This is a genomic window from Bacteroides sp. BFG-606 (genome assembly GCF_024788145.1).
Lineage (GTDB): Bacteria > Bacteroidota > Bacteroidia > Bacteroidales > Bacteroidaceae > Bacteroides > Bacteroides vicugnae.
On record NZ_JANUIL010000001.1, the window covers coordinates 2075554 to 2098369 of the forward strand.

The window sequence follows — 22816 nt, forward strand, 5'->3', positions numbered from 1 at the left end:
TTTTAATTTAATACGTAATGCAAAAAAATACCCGGAAGGAATGGCCGTTCCTCCCGGATATGAAATCAATTTCTTTTAATATTAGCGTAATATTGACGCTATTCTGAATGATCCTAGAATAATAACCAATTAACTAATACTAAAGATGCTACAAATCTACGAAAAAATAGCAGAAAAAATAGCTCATAAGCGGGTCTTTCTCACTTTTTTAAGTCTTATTCTTATACAGACTTTCGCTTTGGCTCAAAATGATAGTAAAATAACTATCCAGCAAAAGAACATCACTGTCATTGATGCCTTAAAGACTGTGGAAAAACAGTCCAAAAAGTCTATAAATTATAGTGATTCCGAATTAAAAGGAAAAGTAATAGCCCAGTTAAACTTGCAGAATGCATCCCTCGAAACCGCACTCGATACCATTTTAAAAGGGACAGGCTTTTCATTCCAGATTCAAGGTAACTACATCATAATAACTGAAAAGAAGCCTGTAGTTACGCAAACCCTTAAAAATATCAAAGGAAAGGTTACCGATGAAAGCGGTGAACCGTTGATTGGAGTAAATATATCTGTGGATGGTAGTTCTACAGGTACGATTACCGATTTCGATGGTAACTTTACGATCAAAGCGGCAGAAAAATCGATTCTTAAAGTATCTTATATCGGATATGCTACACAGACAATTCCTGTCTCCAAGAAAGATTTTTATCCGGTTGTAATGAAGCAGGATACCGAAGTGCTCGATGAAGTTGTTGTGACGGCATTGGGTATCAAACGCGCAGAAAAGGCGTTGTCTTACAATGTACAACAAGTCAAGGGAGATGCTTTGACTACGGTAAAAGATGCTAACTTTGTAAACTCGTTGAACGGTAAGATAGCCGGAGTGAGTATTAATAAAAGCGCTAGTGGAGTTGGTGGTGCGACACGTGTTGTAATGCGTGGTGCAAAATCTATCGAAGGTGATAACAATGCTTTGTATGTGGTGGACGGTATTCCTTTGTTCAATACCAATATGGGAAATACCGACAGTGGTATTATGGGTGAAGGTAAGGCCGGAACAGAAGGAATCGCCGACTTCAATCCCGAAGATATTGAAAGCCTTTCTGTTTTGAGTGGTCCTTCGGCTGCCGCGCTGTATGGTAGTAGTGCTGCCAACGGTGTAATTTTGATTACCACTAAAAAAGGAAAAGAAGGAAAACTTTCAGTGCAGTTCTCTTCTTCTTCAGAGTTCAGCAAAGCTTATATGACTCCTGAGTTTCAAAATACGTATGGTAACAAAAAAGATATGTATGAAAGCTGGGGTGAGAAACTTTTGACTCCTACAAGTTATGATCCTAAGAAGGATTTCTTTAATACCGGAACAAACTTTATTAATTCGGTTACGTTGACCACCGGTACGAAATCGAATCAGACTTTTGCTTCTGTTTCTTCTACCAATTCCAAAGGTATTGTGCCTAATAATGAATATGAACGTTTGAATTTCACAATCCGTAATACGGCAACTTTCCTTAATGATAAATTACAACTTGATTTAGGTGCGTCGTATGTGAAACAGAAAGACAAGAATATGGTATCGCAAGGACAATATTGGAATCCGGTGATGGCCGCCTATTTGTTCCCTCGTGGTGAAGACTTTGATGGAATTAAGTCATTCGAGCATTTCGATGAAAGCCGTCAACTTCCGGTTCAGTATTGGCCGGTGGCAGATCCGGTATATGCTTCACAGAACCCTTACTGGACTGCTTATCGCAATGTAGCTACGAATGAAAAGAGTCGTTATATGTTCAACGTAGGGTTGACTTATAATATTACCGATTGGTTGAATGCGGCAGCCCGTTTCAGAATGGATGACACACATGTATTGTTTGAACGCAAGATTTACGCTTCATCCGACGATAAATTTGCGGAAGGCAAGAAAGGACTGTATGGATACAATAACTATGAAGACCGTCAGGAATATGCCGACTTTATGTTGAACGTAAATAAACATATAGCTGATTTCAGTATTTCTGCCAATGCGGGTTGGAACTATTCTAACTATTGGGCATTGGAGAGAGGATACAAAGGGACATTATTGGGAGTGCCCAATAAATTTGCGGCTTCTAATATCGATCCGGCTAATGGTCGTATTTCAGAAAAGGGTGGTGATAGTCGTGTACGTAATCATGCTGTTTTTGCCAATTTGGAACTTGGTTGGAAGAGTATGCTTTATTTGACGCTGACCGGACGTAATGACTGGAATTCACGTTTGGTGAATACCGATGAAGAATCTTTCTTCTATCCCTCAATCGGTCTGTCCGGGATTATTTCCGAGATGGTCAAATTGCCCGAATTTATCTCTTACCTGAAAGTTCGCGGTTCGTATACGGAAGTCGGTGCGCCTGTATCCCGTTCGGGACTGACTCCGGGTACGGTAACTACCCCTATTGTGGGTGGTGCATTAGATCCTACCGGTATCTATCCGTTTACAGATTTCAAGGCAGAACGTACAAAGTCATACGAATTTGGATTAAGTCTGAAGTTGTGGAATAAATTAAGTGCGGAGGTAACCTACTATCATTCTAATACATACAATCAGACCTTCTTGGGTGATCTTCCGGAATTTACCGGATACAAGCAGATTTATTTGCAGGCCGGTAATGTGGGAAATCGTGGTTGGGAGGCTTCATTAAGCTATTCCGATCAGTTTAAGTTCGGATTAGGAGTCTCTTCAACATTGACATTCTCTCGTAATATAAACGAGATTAAGGAGATGGTTGAAAACTATCATACGGATTTGATGGATGAACCGATTAATATTCCGGAGGTTTTGAAGGATGGTGGTCGTGTCATCTTGAAAGAAGGTGGAAGTATTCACGATATTTATGCCAACACCTTCTTAAAGAAAGACCACTTGGGATATGTTGAGGTAAAGAGCGATGGAACCTTTGGAATGGAAAAGGGGGAACCCGTTTATTTGGGAAAAACTTCTCCTGATTTCAATATGGGATGGAGTAATATGTTGACATACAAAGGCTTTGGGCTCGGATTCCAGATCAACGGACGTTTTGGTGGCGTGGTGACCTCTTCTACAGAGGCATTGCTCGATCGTTTCGGTGTGTCCAAACGTTCGGCTGAGGCTCGTGAAGCGGGAGGCGTATTGTTGAAGGGACAAGGTCTGGTAGACGCGAAGTCTTATTATCAGATGACAGGTACGGGAAATTATGAAACTTCCGGTTACTATGTATACAGTGCCACCAATATTCGTTTGCAAGAACTTACCTTTAGCTATACTATGCCTAATAAGTGGTTTGGTAACGTGTTGAAAGATGTTACAGTTTCGTTTATAGCCAACAATCCTTGGATGTTGTATTGCGAAGCTCCGTTCGATCCGGAACTGACTCCTTCCACTAGTACTTACGGACAAGGTAATGATTATTTTATGCAACCGAGTGTTCGTAGCTTTGGTTTCGGTATTAAATTTAAATTATAATACACCTTCTTTATTATGAGAAAAATGAATCAGTTTAAACTATTAGCGGTGATATGCGCAATGGCGCTATTTGCCTCATGCAATTTTGAAGAAATCAATACCAACCAATTTGAGATGAGCGACGGAGAAGGTGCGATGGATGGTTTTGAAGTCGGAGGGCTGATTACAGCTATGCAACGGACAGTGATTCCCGTAGGCACACAGGCTGATGATACAGATGTTATCAATGAATATCAAATAGCTTATCATCTATCGGCCGATAATTGGAGTGGATTTTTTGGCGAGAACAACAGTAACGGTTGGAACGCAGGTAGTAACAATACTACTTATTATTTGTTGGACAATTGGATAAAAGCGACCTATACACAGTCCTATACCAATGCTCTTGATCCTTGGAAGAAATTGAAAATAGCGTCCGAAAAAAATGGTACGCCCGAAGTCTTTGCTTTGGCTCAAATTCTGAAGATTTCCGCTTGGCACAAGACACTTGAAAGTTTCGGTCCGATGCCTTATTCTCATGCGGCGGACGCTACAATGAACATTCCATTCGATTCGGAGAAGGATGTTTATGAAGCTATGTTTCAGGATTTGACTGCTGCCATTGCCGTATTGACGGAAAAAGCTGAAAATGGGGTGAATGTGATGGGAGCTTATGATGCGGTATATGCCGGAGATGCTACTAAATGGGTGAAATACGGCAATTCGCTGATGCTTCGTTTGGCTATGCGTGTCCGCTTCGCTAATGCGGAACTGGCGAAAAAATATGCTACTCAAGCAGTAAATCATTCTATCGGTGTGATGACGGCTAAGGATGATGCGGCCCAAATGAGTCAAGGAGCAGGCATGACTTTCCGCAACAACATTGAATGGCTGGCAGGCAACTATAATGAAGCTCGTATGGGTTCTTCCATTTTTTCTTATCTGATGGGATATGAAGACCCGCGTTTGAGTGTTTATTTTTTGCCGATGGATGGTAATACCTCTTATGGTGTTGAGGCTTTCGACGGAAAAACATATCAAGCGGTGCCGGCAGGGCATGCCAATGCGCAGAATGATATCTACAAATCTTGCTCAAAGCCCAATATTCAAAGTGGGACTCCTACATATTGGCTGCGTGCGTCGGAAGTTTATTTTTTGCGTGCGGAAGCAGCTTTAGTCTGGGAAGGTTTCGGTAGTGCGGATTCATGGTATAAACAGGGCATTGATATGTCTTTTCAGGAGAATGGCGTGACCGATCCTGTAGATGATTATATGAATTCCAATTTGTCACCTCGGGCATTTGTGTTTTCCCATTATCAGTATGGGCAAACACTTTCTGCTCCGTGTGAGACTACTGCCAAGTTTGAAGGAACAACTGAGCAGAAGTTGGAAAAGATTATGATTCAGAAGTGGATTGCTTTGTTTCCTAACGGACAGGAAGCGTGGACGGAATGGAGAAGAACCGGTTATCCGAAGTTGAATGTCATTAAGACTTTGAAAGGAGCAGTGCAAGGCGCAACTCTTGAGGGCGGTATTCGCCGTATGATTTATCCCACCAGTTTTTCTCAGACTAACGAGGGAAAGGCTATCTATGAAGCAGCCTTGAAGTTGTTCAATAACGGTGCCGGTGGCGAAGATAGGTCTTCTACCCGTTTGTGGTGGGATTGTAAGAGATAACCTACATGTATCATTTTAATACAGATGAAAAATATGAAATCATTAAGAAAATTGTTATATATTATTCCATTGACAGGCATGATGGTAACTTCTTGCATGGATGTGGAGAATATTGAGATAGACCATATAGGCGGGTATGCCACAATGAACAATGCGGAGAGTGAGGCATATTATGCCAATCTGCGTGCCTATAAGGCGACTGCCTGGAATTACAATCGTCCCGTAGCTTTCGGATGGTATTCCAATTGGGCGCCTGCTGGAGCTTATCGAAGAGGATATCTTTCTGCTATGCCCGATAGTATGGATTTTGTTTCTATGTGGAGTGGCGCTCCAGGACGTTATGAAATCACTCCGGAGCAGAAAGCTGATAAAGAGTTTGTGCAAAAGGTGAAAGGAACGAAACTGTTGCAGGTAAGTCTGCTTTCTTATCTTGGTAAGGGTGCGACACCAAATTCGGTATACCTCGAAGTGGAAAAACAAGCGGAGGAAGAAGGCTGGTCGGCGGCTCAATTGGAAACAGCGAAGAAACAAGCCCGTTGGAAATATTGGGGATTTGAAGGTCAGTTTGAAAGTGAAAACCATTATGCATGTCTGGCGAAGTTTGCCAAAGCTCTGTGCGATTCTTTGTATGCAAACGAATGGGACGGTTATGATGTAGACTGGGAAATCGGTAGTGGTGTGTTTGATATGGATGGCACATTGAGTCAGAACAAGCATTTGATTCATTTGGTTAAAGAGATGAACAATTACATTGGCCCGAAAAGCGATCCGGAAGGTAAAGGACATAAAATGATCTGTATTGATGGAAATATTTATGGGCTTACCAGTGAATTGGATGAGTATGTCGATTATTGGATTATACAAAGTTATGGTAGTTCCAACCCCAATTTAGATGGTTATGGCGTTGATCCTAAGAAAATAATCTGTACTGAAAACTTTGAAAAGTATGCCACAAATGGAGGTCAATTGCTGAGACAGGCTGCTGCTATGCCGCGGAAAGGTTATAAAGGTGGAGTAGGAGCTTATCGCTTCGATAATGATTATGACAATACACCAAATTATAAATGGATGCGTCAGGCTATTCAAATCAATCAGCGGGTTTTCAATGAATGGAAAGCGAAACAAAACGAAGCGGAAAATAAACCGCAGGAATAAGTGGATTTATAAAATTCTAAAACAGTAAAAAGATGATGAATAAACATATATTCTATTATTTGATGGTAGGTAGTATGGCATTATTGTTGGGCGCTTGCAACGACAGCATGAATGACCTGCTGGAGCCTAAGGTTTATTTCGAAAGCAAGGAATATAATTTCTCGGTGGAAGATGAGATGGATGTAATGACATTTGATCTGGTTTCAAGACTCTCGTCAGCAACTTCCTCTCAGGTAGACGTATCATATAGTGTAGCCGAACCAAGTGTAGTAGACGAATACAATGCAAAGTATGGCACAAATTATGAGATGCTTGATGTTTCGCAGGTAAAGCTAAGCAGTACGACATCTTCTATTTCGAGTGGAAAATTGTATGCGAATAATGTAGAAGTCGAACTTTCCGGGTTAGAAGCCTTGAAAGCCGGGAACTCGTATGTTTTGCCTATGCGGGTACATTCGTCTTCGGTGTCGACTCTTTCCGGAACAAACATTGCATATTTCTTTTTCTCCAAACCGTTGAAAATTACCAAAGCTGGTAATTTCAGTAATCACTATATTTCTGTGAAGTTCCCTGTCGGTACTTTCTTCTCGTCATTCACTTACGAAGCATTGATTAATGTGGATTATTTCCTCGATAATAATACGATTATGGGAACCGAAGGTGTGATGATTCTCCGTATCGGTGATGCGGGAGGAGGAATTACTCCTAAAGATTATTTGGAAGTGGCCGGAGGACAGAACTACCGTGTAACGAAACCGTTGTTAACAAATCGTTGGTATCATGTAGCGTTGACTTATGATCAACCGACAGGAAAAACCGGCATTTATGTAAATGGTGAAAAATGGGCTGGTTCAGATTGGGGTATTGACGGTTTTGATCCGAATTCGGATATGGGTTTTTATATTGGTAGAATCTATGGTTTCAAATGGGGTGAACGTCCATTCCATGGTAAAATGAGTGAAGTCCGTGTTTGGAGTGTAGCCCGTACGGAAAATCAACTTAAGCAGAATATGCTGGGGGGTTGACCCTGCTTCAGAAGGCTTGGCACTTTATTATAAACTAGACGGATCGGAGACTCAGGAAGGTGGAGTTATCAAAGATGCCACAGGGCGTATAAACGGTACTACAAATGGAATTACTATTAAGACGTTGGATGCTCCGATAGCTATTAATTAATGGAACACACAAATTTGTGAGAGTTTTGCTCTTTGCATTTTTGAATATGAGTGAAAGCCTGCTTACTGAAAAGATAATATTCTTTTGGTAAGCAGGTTTCTTTTATTTATGTTTGTTTTATGAAGAAGTTACTATTTATCCTGTTTATATCTTTTTCATCTAAATGTTTTTCTCAGTACATCAGAAGGGGATTTAATGCTGACGTGCAAATTATAATCAGCACCCCTTTTCTTCTTTATATGAAAAAGGAATTTTAGCCAAATTTAAATTTTCTCTAAAAAGTTTTCTTGTTATAAGTAAAATGCATTCCTTTGCAGCGTTTAATACTTATGGATATACTGGCGAATGGCTCAAATCAACTTCAACTCGATATATACTGCTTATTATAGGAAAGCCTTCCTATTTACCTTGTCCTATGTCCATAATGACTTAGTAGCAGAAGATATTGTATCAGAAGCCATTATCCATTTATGGGAACTAAGTAAAGAACGGGAAATCCCAAGTGTTGAAGCGATCTTAATCACTTATATTCGTAGCAAATCACTCAATTACCTGAAACATATACAAGCACAGGAGAATGTTTTTCAGACTTTGCTTGATAAGGGACAGCGTGAATTGGAAATTCGTATATCAACATTGGAAGCCTGTGATCCGAAGGAAATATTATCAGAGGAATTACGGGCAAAAGTGCATGCATTATTGGAGAGTATGCCGGAAAAAACTCGTACTGCTTTCATCCGCGATCGCCTGGATGGAAAATCCCATAAAGAAATAGCCGAAGAACTGGGCATTAGTGTAAAAGGAGTAGAATATCATATCAGCAGAGCAGTTAAAATACTGCGTGATAATCTAAAAGACTATGCTCCGTTCCTTTTCTTTTTCATCTGAAAAGAAGGAAAATACCTCCTTGCTTGCTATTTTTTTTAAGCAATAATAAAAAAAATCACATTTCTTACTAGGGAATCTCTTTAGTGAGTGGTATTCTTAATGAAAGGGGAATAATACTCCTATTCTCATTACTCATAAATTATTTATTGTATGGATAAGGAATTACTATTAAAATATATTGCAGGCAAGGCATCCCAAAAGGAAAAGGAAGACGTTGCTACATGGATTGATGCAGATGCAGCCAATCTTAAAGAATTCATTTCTCTTCGTAAGAGTTATGATGCATTCATCTGGCAAGACACAGGCGCATTCTCAAAGAAGACAAAAAAGACAATTTCATTGCATCCTGTTACACAACGAATCTTGCGGATTGCGGCAGTGTTTGTCGTAGCTTTCGGATTAAGTTATGCAATGATACAGGTTCTCCAAAAAGAGGATATAGAAATGCAGACTGTTTATGTGCCAGCCGGACAACGCACATTCGTGACACTTGCTGACGGAACTACAGTATGGGTAAATGGAAAAAGTACATTGACTTTCCCGAGCCATTTCTCTTCCCGTACACGTACTGTGGAACTTGATGGAGAAGCCTATTTTGATGTCCGGAAAAATCCGGAAAAACAGTTCATAGTCTCTACCGCTCACCAGTCTGCCATAAAAGTTCTGGGTACAAAATTCAATGTAAAGGCATACAAAGAAGCAGATGAGGTAATTACTACTTTAGTTGAAGGGAAAGTTAATTTTGAATTCAACAATGCCAGTCAACAACCGCAGTATATTGTGATGGCTCCGGGACAGAAACTGGTCTATTATTCCCAGAATGGAAAGACGGAACTCTATACGACTTCCGGCGAGAGAGAACTTTCATGGAAAGATGGCAAAATCATTTTCCGTCAAACGTCATTACGGGATGCACTGGATATCTTGGCAGATAGATACAATGCCGAATTTGTCATACAGGAGAATGTACCTCATGACGACTCATTCTTCGGGACATTTACTAACCGGAATCTGGAACAGGTACTTAATTTTATCAGTGCCTCCTCGAAAGTTCGTTGGCGTTATCTGAATAATAACGCAGATGCCGGTAAAGAGAAAATAAAGATAGAGATATTTATTTAGTACTAAAAGATAAAAACCTTAATTCCCAAAAACTTATTGCCATGAAAAACAAAGATCCCTAGCAACCAAAAAAATACGGGATGATATTGGCCGTATCCTCCCGTATGAGCTTCAGTAATTGTGAACCTACTTGTTTCCCGACAAGTATAACTACCAATTTTCTAATTAAACTCGTTACAAATTTATGCAAAATTATTGTATCGTCCAATTTCTTGGAGGATTAAAGTCCTTTGAACGAACCTTTAAAGAAATATCATTGACTATGAAATTACTGTTTATACTTTTGATTTGTTCTGTTGGATTAGCATATGCGTCAGACGGATATGCACAAAAGACTTCTATTACTTTGCAAGTAAACGATTGCGCAATAGAAGAAGTGCTGCACAGGATTGAGCGTGAATCCGGATTCAGCTTTTTTATAAATAGCAAGAATCTAAATCTTAATCGCCGGGTATCGGTTTCTGTATCAAAAAAGAATATTTTTAAAGTGTTAGAGCAAGTCTTCGCAGGTGTGAATATCGAATATAAAATATTGGATAATAAGATTGTGTTGGCTGCAAAAGCAACAGAAAGTGTGCAACAGAAAAAAGAACGGCTTATTGTAGGCACGGTAAGCGACAAAAATGGCGAGCCATTAATCGGGGTTTCCATCATTGAAAAAAGTTCTGATAATGGAACTATTACCAATCTTGATGGTAGCTATCAGATTGTGACACAATCAGCTTCTCCCATTCTTGTATTTTCTTATGTAGGTTATAAAACAAAAGAAGTTCCTGTAAAAGAAAAAAATGTAAATGTAATTTTGGAAGACGCAACGCAAGAGTTGAATGAAGTAGTTGTTACGGCATTGGGCATTAAACGGTCAGAGAAAGCATTATCCTATAATGTGCAGCAATTGAACGGCGATGAACTAACTGCTGTAAAAGACGCCAACTTTATTTCTTCCCTGAATGGTAAAGTGGCAGGTGTTACTATCAATTCATCTAATACTACCGGTGGTGCTTCCCGCGTCGTGATGCGTGGTGTTAAGTCTATCACTTCGTCTAATCTTGCTCTTTACGTAATTGATGGGGTACCTATGTACAACATGATGAATGGTGGTGGCGGAGGTATCTATGACCAACAAGGTACAGACGGTGCCGCTGATATTAACCCGGAAGATATCGAATCTATCTCTATGTTGACAGGTCCTTCTGCAGCAGCCCTTTATGGAAATGCCGCTGCTGCCGGTGTTGTGCTGATAACTACAAAGAAAGGTTCTGTAGATAAGACCTCTGTTACAGTTTCTAACAACACTACTTTCTCAAAAGTGACTATGATGCCCGAGATGCAAAGTAAATATGGAAACTTACCTAACAGTTTGGACAGCTGGGGCCCAGTGGTAAACAGTAGTTATAATCCACGTGATTTCTTCCGGACAGGAGCTAATGTTATCAACTCGTTTGCTTTGTCAACCGGTAATCAGAAGAACCAGTCTTATCTGTCGGCTTCTACTACTAACACGACAAATATCTTACCTAATAGTGGGTATAACCGTTATAACTTTACGGTACGCAATACGACTAGTTTTTTGAAAGACAAGATGACGCTTGATGCAAGTGCAAGCTATATTCTTCAAAATGACAAGAATATGATGTCGCAAGGGTATAATTATAACCCTTTACCGGGACTTTACCGTTTCCCACGTAGTGAGAATTTTGATGATGTGCGTATGTTTGAACGCTACAATTCCGGTATGGACTTGATGGAACAATATTGGCCTTATGGAGGTATTTCAAGTGGACTTGCCAATCCTTATTGGATACAGAACCGCCAATTGCGTGAGAATAAAAAGACCCGCTACATGGTTAATACTTCTCTTAAATATCAGATACTTGATTGGTTGGATGTTGTCGGACGTGTGAAAGTTGATAATTATGAGAATCGTAGTACTTACAAAGCGTATGCTTCTACAGGCAGCTTGGTGTCAGGTGACCGTGGAACATATAGTGACACATCTTCACAATCAAAGAACACCTATGCTGATGCGATTGCTACGATGAATAAGAATTTCAATGACTGGTCTGTAAATGTCAATCTAGGTGTTTCACTGAATGACAGCCGTTATGAAATGATTGGATATGATGGTGGCTTGAAGCTTATTAATTTCTTTGCTGTTCATAATCTTGATTTCAATAAAGCTTGGAAAGCCAAACAGGATGGATGGCATGACCAGACACGCGCTATATTCGCTAATGCAGAAATTGGTTGGAAATCGATGATTTATCTTACTGCTACTGGTCGTAATGACTGGGATTCAAGACTTGCTTTCTCCGATTACAAATCATTCTTCTACCCATCTGTAGGTTTATCTGCCATCTTGACGAGCATGTTCAATGCTCCTGATTGGTTGTCATTCTTGAAAGTTCGTGGTTCGTATACAGAGGTTGGCAACTCATATGGACGTTTCATGACTACTATTACTTATCCGTATGATGAACAGACACAGAATTGGACCAGTGCTTCTTCTTATCCGAATACCAAACTAAAACCGGAACGTACTAAATCATGGGAAATAGGTTTGGATGCCCGGTTCCTCAATGACATTAGTTTTAATTTGACTTATTATCGTTCTAATACTTATAATCAGACATTCTATGCAGACTTGTCACTTTCTTCTGGATATTCTAATATTCCTATTCAGAGCGGAAATATAATGAATGAAGGTGTTGAGATGTCATTGGGCTATGACAAGCATTGGGGAGATTTCTCTTTCAATACTAACTATACACTGACTTGGAATAGGAATGAAGTGAAACGTCTGGCCGATGGTGCATATAACTATGCTACTGGTCAACCTATTCAGATGCCAGAATTGTCTCCGCTTACTTATGGAAATACAGATGCGCGTCTTATCTTGCGTGTCGGCGGCTCAATGGGAGACGTATATGGTCAACGCGTTCTTAAACGTGATTTGAATGGCTACATTCTCAATGAAGAAGGTACAGGTTTGTCTATGGAGAACAAAGAAACTTATCTGGGGTCTATTCTACCTAAGATGAACATGGGATGGAATCTTGGCTTTGGTTATAAAGGTATTAATTTGGGCATGACTTTCACAGGACGTTTTGGAGGTATTGTTATCAGTGAAACCCAATCTGTTCTTGATGCTGCGGGGGTATCTAAAGTTAGTGCAGATGTACGTGATGCAGGTGGTATACAAATCAATCAGACTAAAGTAGATGCACAAACCTATTTCCAGACTATTCAAGGTACTTCTGCTTACTATACATATAGTGCTACTAACGTACGACTCGGCGAACTCTCACTCAGTTATACATTACCTAAGAAATGGTTCAATAACAAAGTGGGAATGACTGTTGGTTTTGTAGGAAAGAATTTGTGGATGATTTACTGTAAGGCTCCTTTCGATCCGGAACTGACTACTTCGGCCTCGTCTAACTTCTATCAAGGATTTGATGCTTATATGCTTCCGAACACAAGAAATATCGGATTCAATGTAAAATTTCAGTTTTAAATAATAATAGGTATGAACAAGATAATAAAATATATTGGAGCAAGTGCAGTCGTATGCATAATGGCAGGGTGTACTACCAATTTTGAAGATTTTAATACGAATCCTTATCAACCGTCAAAAGTGCCGGCAAGTAACTTACTGTCAACGATGTTTAATGTATATGCTTGTCCACAGCAGAATGCTTGTCAGGAGATTAATTGTATGTGGGCTAGTTTTAGCGGACAAGTAACGGCAACGGCCAACTGGAGTTTTGGAACCAATATCTTTGCCTATTACAATGCATTAGATAAGCACAATGATAGCTCATGGGGAAGAATCTATGGCTATGTTTATCCTTCTTTCTTCCTAGTTGAAAACTCTACAGAAAAGAAAGGTGTTATTTATGCTATAGCACAGCTGACTCGTGTTTATGGTATGCAATTACTTGCTTCTCTGCAAGGTCCTATTCCTTATACACAGATGAAAGCTGGTGATACGGAAGCGCCTTATGATAACGAACAAACAGTTTGGCATGCCATGTTCGATGATTTGGACAATGCGATTACAATTTTGAAGTCTGCGGCTTCACTCGGCACCAATCAGGATTTAGCTGCTGTAGATCAATTCTACAAAGGGGACTGTACTAAATGGCTAAAATTTGCTAACACATTGAAACTAAGAATGGCTATTCGCATTTCGGGAAAAGAATCGGGCTATGCTCAAACGAAAGCGCAGGAAGCCGTACTTGATGGTGTGTTGGAAAGTGTGAGTGAAAGTTCTTATGATACCACTAACGGAGGTATTAATGAGAATGGATATGCTATTGTTAGTGGATGGCCTGAAGTTAGAGCTAATGCTTGTCTGGTATCCTATATGAATGGTTATAATGACCCACGTCGTCCTGCTTATTTTACTCCGCAAACTCAGACTGTTGTTGGTGGATATGTAGGTGTGCGTTCAGGATCGGTGGAAATTCCAGAACCTACCACATATTCAAACTATAGTAAGCTTTTTATTGCTACTGATAAAACATTGCCGCAACCGGTTATGTATGCTGCTGAAGCTGCCTTTCTGCGTGCAGAAGGTGCTTTGAAAGGATGGAGTATGGGGGGCGATGCAAAGACTTTCTATGAAAAGGGGATAAGACTCTCTTTTGAAGAGTTTGGTATATCAGGTGTAGATGCTTATTTGGCTGATGACACATCCGTTCCGGGGAATTATGAGGATAATTTAGTTAGTGGACACACTGGAAATAATTATACTAACCAATCGTCTGTCACTATTAAGTGGGATGAAAGTGCTGATCCTACGGAAAAACTAGAGAGGGTACTTACGCAGAAATGGATTGCTTGTTATCCGGATCCAATGAATGGTTGGGCTGATTTTCGTCGCACAGGGTATCCTAAGATTTTCCCGGCTACTAAATCTATGAATCCTGATTGTACTACGACACGTGGACAGCGTCGTATCCATTTCACCCTTAGTGAATACAATAATAATAAAGCGAATGTGGAAGCTGCTGTCGGTATGCTTAGTAATGGAAAAGACTCTAACGGAACCGATCTTTGGTGGGCTATGAAAGAGGATGGAACTTATTAATTGTTAAAACTTAAAAAATACATTATGAAGAAATTGCTATATGTCATTCTTGCGGCAATGGGTGCGCTGATGTTTATCCAATGCAGCGATTGGACTGAAATGGAGCCAAAATTCACAGAACCTGTGAATATTAATGGTGAAGACTATTATAAAGCGTTGAGAGAATATAAGAAAAGTGACCATCAGGTTGTTTTTGGTTGGTATAGTGAATGGACAGGAACCGGTACCAATATGAATAATCAACTGAGAGGAATTCCTGATTCAATGGATATTGTTTCTTTGTGGGGAAATGCTTTCAATTTGACTGAAGCACAGAAAAGTGATCTAAAGGAAGTACGTGAGAAAAAAGGTACAAGAGTATTGTATTGCCAGCATATTATGGATATCGGTAGAGCACATACCCCTGCATCTGTTGAAAATGATTTTATAGTGGATGGAGTGCAGTATGCTTCAAAAGGCGAAGCTATGGCTGCTTATTGGGGCTGGTATGAAGGTTGGCCGAATAGAAATGGTTATGGTGATACTTCACCTGAAGGTATTGAAAAAGCCATTCGTAAATATGCACGTGTTATTGCGGATTCTATCATTAAGTATGGATATGATGGCTTTGATATTGACTTTGAGCCGAATTTCACTTTTCCGGGAGATATTTGCAGCTATTCTGATCGTATGCACATTCTCCTTGATGAATTATCGAAAGACTTTGGTCCTAAATCAGGAACAGGACGTTTGCTTATGCTTGATGGGGAACCACAGACTTTGATAACTGCATCCGGTCCTTTGTTGGATTACTATGTAGTTCAGTCTTATTATTGTTCGGGAGATGCAAATTTAGATTATCGTTTTGGCTTATTGTTAAACAAGTTCGGTTCTGTAGAAGATGAAGCTACCATTCTTAAGAAAACGATATGGTGCGAAGATTTTGAAAAGCATAAGGGTGATGGGGGACCAGTATTTACGACTCGTGATGGTGTCGTGACTTATTCATTGAAAGGAATGGCTATGTATTATCGTCCGGGAGTGGATGCACGTCTTGGCGGAGTCGGTGCTTACCGTTTTAATTTATGCCGTCCGGTAAACGACTATTTATTTATGCGCGAGGCTATTCAGGTATTAAATCCGGCCAAGCATTAAAAACATGATTAAAAAAGAAGACTATGAAGATGATTAAATATTCCAAATATCTTGTGTTGGTGGCAGTCTTAATATCTGCTGCCGGATGCGATGATGCCAAACTGTCAACCATTGATAACGGTTTATATATTCAGGAAGCTGCTCCATCCAATACTTTTGGGCAACAAATAGAAGCACAACTGGTAGATGATGGTGATGTGACGAAGACACTAACTGTTCGTCTGGTTCGTGCCATAACAGAAGACGTGACAGTAACTTTAGATATAGACCAACAACTTATTAATGACTATAATCAAAAGCATGAGGCTGCTTATGAACTTTTGCCTGAAGAGTTTTGGAGCTTTCAACGTACGGTTACAATTCCTGCAGGAGAAGTGTCTGCTCCGGTTATAAATCTTACGATCAAGCCATTTACTACTCCTAATAATGAAGCTTATGCCATTCCAGTACGGATTACTTCTGTAACAGGAACAGTAGGGATAGTAGGAAATGCTAACCATATTCTTTATCTGCTTACTTCCCCCAATAAGCAGAAAACATTGGTTCTGAAATCGGGAAATAAAACGACTACGGTTTTTAACAGTGAAATGCCTGCTGCTCAATGGACGATAGAATATTGGATAAAGTTTGATAACACCACAGGACAACCTACTGGAGCTTGGGTAGGACCGGCTAACATCGACTTTAGAAGAAACATCTTTGCTGATAATGCTGCTCCTATATACTTCAATGATATCTTGCTACGTTATTGGGCAGATGGAGCAAAGAAGATAGCTCCTACTTTGCAATGTCAATTGAATGGAAACTATTTTGATAGTGAAGAGTTCTGGTATCCTGATACATGGTATCATATTGCTTATACTTATGATGGATCTACTATTCGTTTGTATAAAGATGGTACATTGAATAACTACAAGGCTGATACAAGGGATTTTGTATTTAAAAATATTAGCTTTGCCGAAAGTTTTGGATGGAGAATGCAGGTAGAATATGCACAAATTCGCCTTTGGAAGAAATGTTTGACGGATAATGCTATTCAGGAAGGAATGTCACGCCAGATACCAGGAGATGCAGAAGGTTTGATTGGTTATTGGAAGTGCGACGAAGGAGAAGGTAATGTTTTGAAGGATAGTAGTCCAAGTGGCAATAACATCACTCTTAACGGAATCCCTAGTTGGAGTAAACAGTATAATTTTTATCATCCTAATGATGATGAAGACTAGTTGATCTTTTTTAAGAGAGGGAATCCTTGTGAGGTCCCTCTCTTTTTTGATAATGCAGAACTTTCCGAGCTGTTCTACAAAAGAAAGGATTGCGGGCGGCAACGATGACATTCGGCATTAACATGGGAGTATGGGCATTCGATCGCTATATTCGGAAAGCGGATTTTGCCTATATTGACTTTCATACAATTAAAGACAATATCAAGCACGGTTTCGTTTGGGATAATGATGCAATGGGAACAAACATGTTTATGCATCCTTATCATGGCAGTTTGTATTTTAATTCGGCCCGGTCAAATGGATATAATTATTGGCAATCCGGGCTATATGCCTTTGGAGGAAGTTTCATGTGGGAGATGTTCGTGGAAAATGAATATCCATCTACCAATGATATTATAGCAACACCGATTGGAGGGATGGCGTTGGGAGAAGTGTTCTACCGTGCATTCGATTTAATCCTTGATGACAGGAAAACAGGAGCATCCCGTTTCGGGTTAGAGTTTGCTTCGTTTGTTGTTTCTCCTATGCGTGGACTCACTCCTCAAGATATGGATTGGGAACATTATAACTCAAAGACGCTGAATGCACAGGGAGATCGTTCAATGGCAATTCTTCATGCAACAGGGCTGCGGTTGGATATCAAACTGCGAAAAGGATTGTATCTCACCGGAGATTATATGAACTATACCCATCATACGCGGTATAAACATTATGAGAATATTTTTCCAGTACATCAGAAGGGAGATTAATGTTGACATGTAAATTATGAGACAGAGGCTGAATTTCTTAGAGGGAGATGTCGATATACATACCATTAATGAATATTTGAGAAATATATATTCATAAAGAGAAGTAGATAAGGATGCAACTATCCGGAAAAACCAGATAGTTTAAAAAGAAGATAATCGGAATATTTCTCGTGAAGTTTAAACAAACTTTCAAATCCTACAATTACTATGATTTGTACCTATTTTATTGTCATACTGTCAGGATTCTATTCAAGTAGATGAATATCAGCACTCTATCACCTGACAATAACCATTGATAATAGGCTGATAATAAAATATCTCTACTTTTATTGTCAGCCTTACTTTTATCTCTTACGATACCTTTATTACCTGATAAACAGTACCTTTATAAGTGTGTTTCGAGGTAATTCCGCATTTTTGCAGTAATCTCCCGAAGTGATATACTTTATTGTCGGACAATGAAATACCGCTTTTTTTCTTCAGATAATTCAGAATTTCGACCGGAGTAAGAAATTCTCCTTCCTCTTTCGTTTGCGCAGCCTTAAAATATTGATAAAACAATTGCAGCATAGCCGGTGTTTGCTCAAACTCACGGTTGTTTTCAGTCATAATCTGCTCATCTTCGCTATCAAACCAATAACGCTCACCATGATAAATCTCGTGCATGGCTTGTGCATAAAGCTGTTCATAATCTATTGGTTGTGTAGTGTTGATGTTTCCCGTCACTTCAATGCAGATAAAACGACGGCTTCCCGAAGGATCAGTCAGCAAATCCTTCTGATTGCTTGTGCCGATAAATGAAGCATATCGTTGCAATTCAAGTACCGAGCGACCATGCGGTTTCCGAAGATTGACCACGGGCTTTTGGAGAATATGTTTCAGAAATCCCTGTTGCGTCAGAGTAATCTGGTCGAACTCATCAATGTTGATGAGCGCGAACCGATTCAGATACAGTTCCGCATCCCGTTTCTGGCTGAAATCAATGCTGTCCGTATAGTAAGCTCGAAGTGCAGGCGGAATCATTTCACGGCAGAAAGTTGATTTATGAGTTCCCTGTGCCCCTACTAATATGGGTGATGTACTATTCGCGTGCATTTTATCTACCCCTCTCCAATGCGAAACCATATTCAGGAACCAACGATGGAAAAGCAATTCCCAATGTGGATTGTTGCAAGGAACCCTGTTTGCCAAAGCATGAATGCGGTCTTTACCGTCCCAATGCGGCAAATGAAACAGAAATTCTTCCAATGGATTATAGATAGGCACACGGTTGGAATGTAAGTAACGGTCTATATCCCTGTCCCATACCCCGATTCCTTCAGATTGGGCGTCCAGCATAATACTGTTTTGCGCCCGTTTGTCGATGGGATGGAAATAGAACTGAAATGAGAAACGCTCCCGGTATTCCACCTCCCCGATCTGCGTATTGTAGCGAAACTCATAACGACGATTCATAAATTCGTCCATTTGCAGGCTAAGGCGTTGCTCTTTAGTCAGGCAGTTGTCTTTGGGCACTCCCTTACATTCCTTATACACGTTTCTTATCATTTCGCGTACCAGCATCGGATTTTTTCTTTTGTAATAACGCATGATGGTGCGTCTGGTTGCCTCCTCTTCCGGGATGCCTGAATAGTAGCAGTTTTCGGCAAGCGGGACTACTAAAGTTTGCAAATCATGATCGTTCCGGTGCCAATCTGTTTCCATTTCTTCGAATGTTTTCCGCAATGCCGCTTCATAGAGTAATGCTACAGTATCTTCCGTATCATATCCCGGCAAGGCACGATTCAATGGAGATGTTTCAGTGCTCGATTTCTCACGATAAGTCATCTCGCCGGGCATACCGATAGGTTGTGAAAGATAGAAAGGGACAGGGGTGGAACGATAAATCAGGTCCGGATCATAGCTAAGACGTGAGAATTGTTCCAGTTTCGGCTCTTTTAGCAGAATATTGAAAGGGAGTTGAGGCTGATAACATTTGATGGCGAGGCGATAGGCATGCGCTTGAAACACTTCGGCCTCTTCCGTTGTTTGTGGCAAAGTGCCGTCCGGTCGGGTGAAGCAAGTCCATATCTTGACACTTTTACCGCTTGCCCCCATGAAGGCCAACATTGTCTGGGGAAGTTCGGCAGCCTTTTGCTTCACAATATCCACTTCTGCTTTTCCGGCTAACGGGCCAATGGTCAGTTCTACAATACCATTGTAGGTTTTCATTCGTTTCACTCCGTTCACTCGCCCGAAAGCTGCGGCAGGAATCACTCGTGGTAGTTTGCTGGCGAGGGAACAAGGTTCATCGGGCAGAACAAAATGCAGGGCCTGACGTAGTCCGGATACCGGGCGGAGCTTGGTTTCTTTCTTCATTTTCTCTATCAGCAGGTCAATGTCCATCACGCTTAGTGCTTCCGTATCTCCGTTTTCCCTGATTTGTGTAATCTTCATTTCTTTTTATCTTGAATTTTATAGACCTGTAAGTGTTTGTTATAGGTTTCAAAGGTACGGATAAGGTGCTTGTAAAACAAACTATTTAGGATTTATCATGATAAAGAATAGACTTTCTTAATTCAGTTTTTTTTAATTTGCAACTAATGACGTTCGGAACTAATGATGCTGGGACTGATACATTGGAAAGTGGGTATGGATGTGCTGTCTACCGTGTATTGTTATGATAAGAAGCAGGTATACTTCCATTCACCTGCCGGTATAGTTCCGCTAAAGTGTTGGTATCTTTAGTTCGTCACGGCCATGACGAGATCTTCCCACGGCCGTGGTAGGAACTTGTCACGGCTGTGGGAAGAAGTCACCACGGCCGTGGGAAGGTAAAGATACCGTTACTCTAGCCGAACAATACCTACTTGTTAAGTGAAAGATACTTATGGTGCTACTTCTATCTGACTCAGTTTCTTCATTGCTATCATAATATCCGGTTTTAGGAAGTATAATAGTATTATTTGTGATTGTTGAAGTTATCATCCATGTCTCTACATCCTCTACGTAATAAGATTCACCTGTTTCATGATTATACCGGCGAATTTTTTAGCTTCCAGCAACTTTTTTACTCACCTGCAGGATATTACCTTCCCCCGGGAAACGAAATAGCCAATAGGACAATGCCTGCCACAAATTCTCCCCAACATACCGAACGGAAGATTGCAAAAGAAGAATATGCAGCATTCATTTGGATATGTGTTGAAATATATGTTAATTTGCGGTCTAAGTCATAATAAAATGGATACTTCTCACATCAACGCCGATATCCTGCATAAAAATATAAAAGATATATACAACGAATATCATGACTCTTTATTGGCATTCGCCAAGAGTTATGTTATGCGGGAGGATATTGCGCAAGATTTAGTACAAGAAGCATTCATAAGACTATGGGAAAAAGACCATGACTTTTTCTCGGAGGTGGCTTTGCGTTCTTATCTGTTTGCTTCAGTCAAAAATCTTTCTCTCGACTATTTGAAGCATTTGGATGTAGAGACCCGTTATGCAGAAGCGTATATGGAAAAAACATCCCAAGAAGATGTGATTGATGAACAGTTCGACAAAGAAGTAATGGAGCTCCTTTTTAAGACAATCGACTGCCTGCCCAAACGTTGTCGGGAAATCTTTTTATTGCATCTGGACGGATTAAGCAGCACAGAGATTGCTGATAAACTCTCCCTTTCGATTGATACCGTACGGACACAAAAGAAACGCGCCATGAAATTTCTAAGAGAACATTTTCAAAGCCAGTCTTCTCCCAATATTTCATTTACTTTTATCTTTTTTAAATTACTCTGCTCCATTTAAGAAGCAACTGACAGCTATACATCGTTGTCTTTCAGGTCTTTCAGTTTTCTTCTAGTTATCTGAACAATAGCGGATTGCACTGGAACCCTGATTCCATGTCTTTACTGATGGAAAGTCTCTGTATTACTCAATGACTATCAGATGATTGCCGGATAAACCTAAAAAACATCACCATTCTTCATTTTTTTTTAAATTCTTGTACCCAATTTAAGGAAGTTTGTCGTTTTAATAATAAAACGATAGTCAACATGAGAAAAAAAGAACTTTTAGTTAAGTATATCTTAGGAATACTTAGCACAAAAGAACGACAGTTATTGGACTTGTGGATGAAAGAATCTCCGAACAATGCTCTTTATTTGGAAAAACTTAAAAAGAGAAACTATAGCGAACGATATCAAGAATATAAGCGTTCCCATCGGAATTTCAGCGTCCGGCAATCCGGTTGGAAACACGTGCTTGTGCAAGCGGCTTGCTGGACGATCCCTGTGCTAGTGGCATTCAGCCTATATCTCGGACTGCGCTCGGACAAAGAGATACAAATAGAACCGGGCACCTCAAAGGCGATTCTTTATCTCGACCCAACTACCAAGATTGAGTTGGGAAACTCTAAGGAATTTGAATGGATACGCTTGAACCGGCTGGATATGGTTGCTGAGAAACAAGGCATTCTGGATTACCACCAAACTTCTTCCCGACAAGACATACACCAGAACAACCTTTTGGAAACACCGCGCGGAGGCGAATATCGTGTCATTCTGGAAGACGGAACCCGGATACACCTGAATTCACAATCCACCCTTTCTTATCCGGTCTGTTTTGAAGCGGACAATCGAACCGTAGAGCTTACCGGAGAGGCCTATTTTGAGGTAGCCAAAGATCCGAAACGTCCTTTCATGGTGAAAGTGAATGGAGTGACCGTACGGCAATATGGAACAAAATTCAGCATCAACGCGCGTTCTCCCCAAAATACGATGATTGTTTTGGAAGAAGGTTCCATCGGAATGATTTCTCCCGATGAAGATGTAAGAATGCTCAATGCCGGCGATGTGGCTGTTTGGGATCGAGTTCACTCTACAATTTCAATTACTGCTCCCGAAAGCTTTGAGGCTTACGTGGCATGGCATCGCTCCCGTTTTGTCTTTGACGATCAATCATTGGGAGAAATCATGGAAAATCTTTCACTTTGGTATGACATGAACGTACAATTCGAAGATGAGGCTCTCTCTAAAATACATTTCACCGGTAGCGTGGGACGCTACGAGAACGTCAACATTCTTTTGAACGCGATTGAAGCAACGTCTAGCGTCAAATTCCACATAGACGAGCACCAAATAACCGTTATGAATAAATATTAAAG

At 40.3% G+C, this 22816-nt stretch carries 13 protein-coding genes and 1 pseudogene; 13 read left to right on the forward strand and 1 reads right to left on the reverse strand.

The annotated features are described in order from the left end of the window. The first annotated feature begins 145 nt into the window (after positions 1-145). The 11 genes and pseudogenes from NXV01_RS07410 (at position 146) to NXV01_RS07460 (ending at position 17667) form a co-directional block, all read left to right on the forward strand. Positions 146-3469 (forward strand): TonB-dependent receptor, encoded by a 3324-nt coding sequence (locus NXV01_RS07410; RefSeq protein WP_148363952.1) that lies wholly within the window; start codon positions 146-148, stop codon positions 3467-3469. 15 nt (positions 3470-3484) lie between these two features. Beyond that, positions 3485-5125: a SusD/RagB family nutrient-binding outer membrane lipoprotein gene (locus tag NXV01_RS07415; protein ID WP_117935555.1), complete on the forward strand. Its 1641-nt coding sequence runs from the start codon at positions 3485-3487 to the stop codon at positions 5123-5125. A gap of 33 nt (positions 5126-5158) precedes the next feature. Further along, positions 5159-6280 (forward strand): glycoside hydrolase family 18, encoded by a 1122-nt coding sequence (locus tag NXV01_RS07420; RefSeq protein ID WP_217722896.1) that lies wholly within the window; start codon positions 5159-5161, stop codon positions 6278-6280. Between the two features lie 32 nt (positions 6281-6312). Further along, positions 6313-7456, forward strand: a pseudogene (locus tag NXV01_RS07425) (DUF1735 and LamG domain-containing protein). Positions 7457-7801: 345 nt separating this feature from the next. Further along, on the forward strand, positions 7802-8344 hold the full coding sequence (locus tag NXV01_RS07430) for an RNA polymerase sigma-70 factor (protein ID WP_008997914.1): 543 nt from the start codon (positions 7802-7804) through the stop codon (positions 8342-8344). A 150-nt stretch (positions 8345-8494) separates the two neighbouring features. Continuing rightward, positions 8495-9466, forward strand: coding sequence for a FecR family protein (locus NXV01_RS07435; RefSeq protein ID WP_234133256.1), 972 nt, complete (start codon positions 8495-8497; stop codon positions 9464-9466). A 262-nt stretch (positions 9467-9728) separates the two neighbouring features. Continuing rightward, positions 9729-12983: a SusC/RagA family TonB-linked outer membrane protein gene (locus tag NXV01_RS07440; RefSeq protein ID WP_259022089.1), complete on the forward strand. Its 3255-nt coding sequence runs from the start codon at positions 9729-9731 to the stop codon at positions 12981-12983. 12 nt (positions 12984-12995) lie between these two features. Continuing rightward, positions 12996-14561: a SusD/RagB family nutrient-binding outer membrane lipoprotein gene (locus tag NXV01_RS07445; RefSeq protein WP_259022090.1), complete on the forward strand. Its 1566-nt coding sequence runs from the start codon at positions 12996-12998 to the stop codon at positions 14559-14561. Positions 14562-14585: 24 nt separating this feature from the next. Then, a complete protein-coding gene (locus NXV01_RS07450) occupies positions 14586-15695 on the forward strand; it encodes a glycoside hydrolase family 18 (protein ID WP_259022094.1) in 1110 nt (369 codons plus the stop codon). A gap of 23 nt (positions 15696-15718) precedes the next feature. After that, entirely contained in the window at positions 15719-16918 is a 1200-nt protein-coding gene (locus NXV01_RS07455; protein ID WP_259022095.1) for a BT_3987 domain-containing protein, read from the forward strand. Positions 16919-17022: 104 nt separating this feature from the next. Continuing rightward, positions 17023-17667 (forward strand): DUF3943 domain-containing protein, encoded by a 645-nt coding sequence (locus NXV01_RS07460; protein WP_229128599.1) that lies wholly within the window; start codon positions 17023-17025, stop codon positions 17665-17667. A gap of 351 nt (positions 17668-18018) precedes the next feature. Here the strand turns inward: NXV01_RS07460 and NXV01_RS07465 are convergent, their stop codons facing one another. After that, a complete protein-coding gene (locus NXV01_RS07465; protein WP_259022096.1) occupies positions 18019-20103 on the reverse strand; it encodes a BT4734/BF3469 family protein in 2085 nt (694 codons plus the stop codon). Positions 20104-20889: 786 nt separating this feature from the next. Between NXV01_RS07465 and NXV01_RS07470 the strand changes: the two genes are divergently transcribed. After that, a complete protein-coding gene (locus tag NXV01_RS07470) occupies positions 20890-21459 on the forward strand; it encodes an RNA polymerase sigma-70 factor (protein WP_148363943.1) in 570 nt (189 codons plus the stop codon). Between the two features lie 248 nt (positions 21460-21707). Next, complete coding sequence (locus tag NXV01_RS07475; protein WP_148363942.1) at positions 21708-22814, forward strand: FecR family protein; 1107 nt, start codon at positions 21708-21710, stop codon at positions 22812-22814. Positions 22815-22816: the final 2 nt, after the last annotated feature.

Bases quoted from the DNA above. Each gene is read 5' to 3' on its own strand.
- NXV01_RS07410 (WP_148363952.1), top strand. From the start codon at position 146: ATGCTACAAATCTACGAAAAAATAGCAGAAAAAATAGCTCATAAGCGG.
- NXV01_RS07415 (WP_117935555.1), top strand. From the start codon at position 3,485: ATGAGAAAAATGAATCAGTTTAAACTATTAGCGGTGATATGCGCAATG.
- NXV01_RS07420 (WP_217722896.1), top strand. From the start codon at position 5,159: ATGAAATCATTAAGAAAATTGTTATATATTATTCCATTGACAGGCATG.
- NXV01_RS07430 (WP_008997914.1), top strand. From the start codon at position 7,802: ATGGCTCAAATCAACTTCAACTCGATATATACTGCTTATTATAGGAAA.
- NXV01_RS07435 (WP_234133256.1), top strand. From the start codon at position 8,495: ATGGATAAGGAATTACTATTAAAATATATTGCAGGCAAGGCATCCCAA.
- NXV01_RS07440 (WP_259022089.1), top strand. From the start codon at position 9,729: ATGAAATTACTGTTTATACTTTTGATTTGTTCTGTTGGATTAGCATAT.
- NXV01_RS07445 (WP_259022090.1), top strand. From the start codon at position 12,996: ATGAACAAGATAATAAAATATATTGGAGCAAGTGCAGTCGTATGCATA.
- NXV01_RS07450 (WP_259022094.1), top strand. From the start codon at position 14,586: ATGAAGAAATTGCTATATGTCATTCTTGCGGCAATGGGTGCGCTGATG.
- NXV01_RS07455 (WP_259022095.1), top strand. From the start codon at position 15,719: ATGAAGATGATTAAATATTCCAAATATCTTGTGTTGGTGGCAGTCTTA.
- NXV01_RS07460 (WP_229128599.1), top strand. From the start codon at position 17,023: ATGACATTCGGCATTAACATGGGAGTATGGGCATTCGATCGCTATATT.
- NXV01_RS07465 (WP_259022096.1), bottom strand. From the start codon at position 20,103: ATGAAGATTACACAAATCAGGGAAAACGGAGATACGGAAGCACTAAGC.
- NXV01_RS07470 (WP_148363943.1), top strand. From the start codon at position 20,890: ATGGATACTTCTCACATCAACGCCGATATCCTGCATAAAAATATAAAA.
- NXV01_RS07475 (WP_148363942.1), top strand. From the start codon at position 21,708: ATGAGAAAAAAAGAACTTTTAGTTAAGTATATCTTAGGAATACTTAGC.